This window comes from Burkholderia sp. Ac-20345, assembly GCF_017104825.1.
GTDB classification, from domain to species: domain Bacteria; phylum Pseudomonadota; class Gammaproteobacteria; order Burkholderiales; family Burkholderiaceae; genus Burkholderia; species Burkholderia lata_B.
Genome location: NZ_JAAGPO010000368.1, coordinates 1 through 4,574 on the forward strand (window position 1 = coordinate 1; position 4,574 = coordinate 4,574).

4 protein-coding genes and 1 pseudogene are annotated in these 4,574 nt (G+C 65.9%); 2 read left to right on the forward strand and 3 right to left on the reverse strand.

Annotated features, from left to right (window positions below; translation table 11 throughout):
• Both G3O06_RS46655 and dapF read right to left on the reverse strand, forming a co-directional pair.
• The coding region (locus G3O06_RS46655) for a DUF484 family protein (protein WP_241020598.1) at positions 1-555 on the reverse strand (555 nt) is incomplete at its 3' end.
• 37 nt (positions 556-592) lie between these two features.
• Positions 593-1,462: a diaminopimelate epimerase gene (gene dapF / locus G3O06_RS46660; protein WP_174916616.1), complete on the reverse strand. Its 870-nt coding sequence runs from the start codon at positions 1,460-1,462 to the stop codon at positions 593-595.
• Positions 1,463-1,743: 281 nt separating this feature from the next.
• Between dapF and G3O06_RS46665 the strand changes: the two are divergent.
• Positions 1,744-2,042, forward strand: a pseudogene (locus tag G3O06_RS46665) (HigA family addiction module antitoxin).
• A 30-nt stretch (positions 2,043-2,072) separates the two neighbouring features.
• Here G3O06_RS46665 and G3O06_RS46670 read toward each other — a convergent pair.
• Complete coding sequence (locus G3O06_RS46670; RefSeq protein ID WP_174973568.1) at positions 2,073-2,957, reverse strand: lipid A biosynthesis lauroyl acyltransferase; 885 nt, start codon at positions 2,955-2,957, stop codon at positions 2,073-2,075.
• 265 nt (positions 2,958-3,222) lie between these two features.
• Here G3O06_RS46670 and metK point away from each other — a divergent pair, with 265 nt between their 5' ends.
• Positions 3,223-4,410 carry a methionine adenosyltransferase gene (gene metK / locus G3O06_RS46675; RefSeq protein WP_122946502.1) on the forward strand — a complete coding sequence of 396 codons (1,188 nt, stop codon included), beginning with the start codon at positions 3,223-3,225 and terminating at the stop codon, positions 4,408-4,410.
• The last annotated feature ends 164 nt before the right edge of the window (positions 4,411-4,574 follow it).

A 4,574-nucleotide genomic window follows, 5' to 3' on the forward strand; every position in this document is an offset into this window, starting at 1 on the left:
TAGCGAACGGGCCGCGTCGCGGATCACCTGGCTGGTTTCCGCGCCTTCCGCCGCATTCGCGGCCGACGCGGCGATCGCGGGCGCCAGCCACTGCGCGGCCTCGAAGCCCGTGTTCGCGCCGCAGTACGGCGTCGACAGCCCGTTCGTGAACAGGCGCACTTCCTCGCCGACCTGGCGCGCGAAGTCGGCTTGCGAGTAGGTGTCGGCGACGTCCCACACGCGCAGTGCCGTCTGCGGCACGTCGAAGACTTCGGCGATGCCGTCGGCGATCGTGCGCGGCAGCGCGTACGGATCGCGTTCCGCGATCACGCGTGCCGTCCAGCGGCTGAACTTCGCGGACAGGCTGTCGTTCTCGTGGCCGTAGCGCACGAGTTCGGCGAGCCGGCGCTCGAGATGCTTGTTCTTGTCGCGCAGCATTTCCATCTGCCGCTCCTGCAGCGAGATCGCGGCCTTGCCGTGCGGGTTCGCGAGGCGGATCGTCGCGAGCAGTTCGGCGTGCTGCGCGAAGAATTCGGGATTGGCGAGCAGGTAGTCGGCGACTTCGCGATCGTTCATGTGGCTGGAGCGTTCAGTTATCAAGGACGTTGCAGGGTCAGGCAGGCAGGTCGATCTCGCCTTCGAACACGGTCGTGGCGGGCCCGGCCATCATCAGCGCGGCGGCTTCGTCACGCGCGCCGTCCCAGCTGATCGTCAGCGTGCCGCCGTGCGTGTGCACGGTCACCGGCGAATCGAGCAGGCCGCGCCGGATGCCGGCCGCGACCGCCGCGCACGCGCCGGTGCCGCACGCGAGCGTTTCGCCCGCCGCACGTTCGTACACGCGCAGCTTCACTTCGCTGCGCGACACGACCTGCATGAAGCCGGCGTTCACGCGCTCCGGGAAGCGCGCGTGGTGCTCGATCAGCGGGCCTTCTTCGAGCACCGGATAGGCCTCGGTGTCGTCGACGACCTGCACCGCGTGCGGGTTGCCCATCGTCACCGTCGAGATCCAGCGCGTCGCACCACCGACGTCGAGCGGCCACAGCGTGTCGCGGCCCTCGGTGCGGCCGTCGAGGCCCGCTGCATCGAACGGCACCTGCGCCGGCACGAACACGGGCGCACCCATGTCGACGACGACTTCGCCGTTGTCCTGCATCGTCAGCGTGATCAGGCCCTTCATCACCTGCACGCGCACGCTGCGCTTGTCGGTCAGGCCGCGGTCGCTGACGAATTTCACGAAGCAGCGCGCGCCGTTGCCGCAGTGTTCGACTTCGCCGCCGTCGCAATTGAAGATCCGGTACTTGAAATCCACGCCGTCGACAGTCGGTTTTTCGACGAGCAGCAGCTGGTCGGCGCCGATGCCGAAGTGGCGGTTGGCGAGCGCACGCACCTGCGCTTCGGTGAGCGGCGGCAATGCGCGCGAATAGCCGTCGAGCACGACGAAGTCGTTGCCCGCGCCGTGCATCTTGGTGAACGAGAGTTTCACTGGGTCCGGATTTCCATGACGAACAAGGCGGTCAGCGCGGCTCGCGCGACGCCGCGCCATGCCGGGCGGCCTCGTTCGTCGTGCTGATCTCAACCGCAAATGATACATGCAGCCGACAGGGGCGTCCTGCGCGGGCGGGGGCATGAGCGGGATGGCGAGGATGGCGAAGGCATGGGGGGAATCGAGCGAGCGCTTTCGTACGAGTCAAATTGACTAGGCAACCGAAGGATTTGCATAGTTTTGCCACACGAAAACGGCTTCACGACCTGATCAGGAAAGCGATGACTCGCATCTTCAATCCGCCCCATCCGGGCGAAACCCTGCGCGATGACGTGCTGCCGGCGTTCGGCCTCACCGTCGCCGAGGCCGCCGCTCAGCTTGGTGTGACGCGTGCCGCCCTGTCGCGGATCCTGTGCGGCCGCGCCGGAATCTCGCCGGAAATGGCGCTGCGCCTCGAGGCGTGGCTCGGCGAGGACAACGGCGGGCGTGCCGACCTATGGCTTGCGCAGCAGGTCGGGTTCGATTCGTGGCGCGCGCGAAAGGTGCGCCGAAGGTGAAGAGAGCGCAGGCGCGCACATGAAGGCGCGCCCACGGGTTCTGTCAGGAAGGGTCAGTACAGGCTCGGTTCGCCGGCCGGGCGCGTCTTGAAGCGCTTGTGGACCCAATAGTATTGCTCGGGCATCAGCGGGATCTGTTCCTCGAGGAATTCGTTCATCCGCCGCGCGTCGAGATCGTCGTCGCCGGTCGGGTAGTTGGCCCACGGCTTGAAGACCTTCAGCCGGTAGCCCTTGTAGTTCGGCAGCACCTCGCCGATAAAGGGCAGGACCTGCGCGTGGCCGGTCTGAGCGAATCGGCCGACAGCGGTCAGCGTGCAAGCGGGTACGCCGAAGAAGGGCACGAACGTCGAGTTGCGCAGCCCGTAGTCCATGTCGGCGCCCAGCATCACGGGTTTGCGGTCGCGCAGCCAGCGCAGCACGGTACGCGCGCTGTCGGCCCGGCTCGCCAGCTCCGCGCCGAAGCGGCTGCGGCCGGCTTTGGCCGCGGCTTCGATTTCCGGGCTCTTCATCGGCGTGTAGAGCGAGCCGCAGGTCCGGCCGAGGGCGAGATTGATCGCCATCGAGCCGGCTTCGATGCCGACGAAATGGAAACCGAGCAAGAGGGTCGGCGGCATGTCCGGATCGCTGAGGTCGACCTCGCTCTCGACCGTAAACAGCTTGCGGTAGGCCTGTTCCGACGCGAACCACTGGTAGCTGCGCTCGACGTAGCTGCGGATCGCGTGACGGAAATGCAGGCCGGCCACTTCCTCGCGGCGTTCGTCGCTCCAATCAGGGAAGCAGAGTTTCAGATTGGTGTGTACGATGCGCTTTCGCCGGCTGGGGATCTTGTAGAGCAGCCAGCCGAGACCATCGCCGAACCGTGCGGTCAGGCCGTACGGCAACCGGGCGAGCAGTTTCAGCAAGCCAATGGCGAGGTACGTGCCTAGACGACCTAGCATGTGAAACCTCCGTGGGACCGGCTGGCCGGCGCTTTGCAAACAGGGTGGTGAAACAGCGGAAGATGCAGCACGGGCGGCGCTCTGTGACAATTCAGGAAAGCCGCTATAATACGGGCTTCGCCGAGTTAACTGACAACTTGCGGGGCGAAGCCGGTTAGCGTTACACGCGCTGCCCGGTCCTGGTAATCCGCTAAAGCGTCGCCGCTTCAGGCCCAACGAAGCTGGCTACGTGAAACCAACCGTAACCACACAGGAGCCTGAAAAAGTGGCAAACGATTATCTCTTCACGTCCGAATCCGTCTCTGAAGGCCATCCGGACAAGGTCGCGGACCAAATCTCGGACGCGATCCTCGACGCCATCCTCGAGCAGGACAAATATTCCCGCGTCGCGGCGGAAACGCTGTGCAACACGGGTCTCGTCGTTCTGGCCGGTGAAATTACCACGACGGCCAACATCGACTACATCCAGATCGCGCGCGACACGATCAAGCGCATCGGCTACGACAACACCGACTACGGCATCGACTACAAGGGTTGCGCGGTGCTCGTCGCGTACGACAAGCAGTCGCCGGACATCGCCCAGGGCGTCGATCGTGCACACGACGACAACCTCGATCAGGGCGCGGGCGACCAGGGTCTGATGTTCGGTTACGCATGCGATGAAACGCCGGAACTGATGCCGCTGCCGATCCACCTGTCGCACCGCCTCGTCGAGCGCCAGGCCAGCCTGCGCCGCGACGGCCGCCTGCAATGGCTGCGCCCGGACGCGAAGTCGCAGGTCACGATCCGCTACGTCGACGGCAAGCCGCATTCGATCGACACCGTCGTGCTGTCGACGCAGCACGCACCGGACATCGAGCTGCCCGCGCTGCGCGAAGCCGTGATCGAGGAAATCATCAAGCCGACGCTGCCGGCCGACCTGATCAAGGGCGACATCAAGTTCCTGGTGAACCCGACCGGCCGGTTCGTGATCGGCGGTCCGCAGGGCGACTGCGGCCTGACCGGCCGCAAGATCATCGTCGATACCTACGGCGGTGCCGCACCGCACGGCGGCGGCGCGTTCTCGGGCAAGGATCCGTCGAAGGTCGACCGTTCGGCTGCGTACGCAGGCCGCTACGTCGCGAAGAACATCGTCGCCGCCGGCCTCGCGTCGCGCGCGCTGATCCAGGTGTCGTACGCGATCGGCGTCGCCGAGCCGACCTCGGTGATGGTCAACACGTTCGGCACGGGCCGCGTGTCGGATGCGGTGATCACGAAGCTCGTGCGCGAGCATTTCGACCTGCGTCCGAAGGGCATCATCAAGATGCTCGACCTGCTGCGCCCGATCTACGAGAAGACCGCTGCTTACGGCCACTTCGGCCGCGAAGAGCCGGAATTCTCGTGGGAAGCGACCGACAAGGCGCTCGCCCTGGCCGAAGCGGCCGGCGTCGAGCCGACGGCACGCGTCGCGTAAGCGTCGTTCGCGTCAAATGAAAAACCCCGGCAAAGCCGGGGTTTTTTTATGGGTTCCGATCGCCGGGGCAATCGGACAATCGGGCAGCGGCGCGACGGCGATCGTCGCGCACGGTGCCTGCCGGCGAGCGCTCAGCGCGCGCCGAACCCGAACCAGCCGGTGCT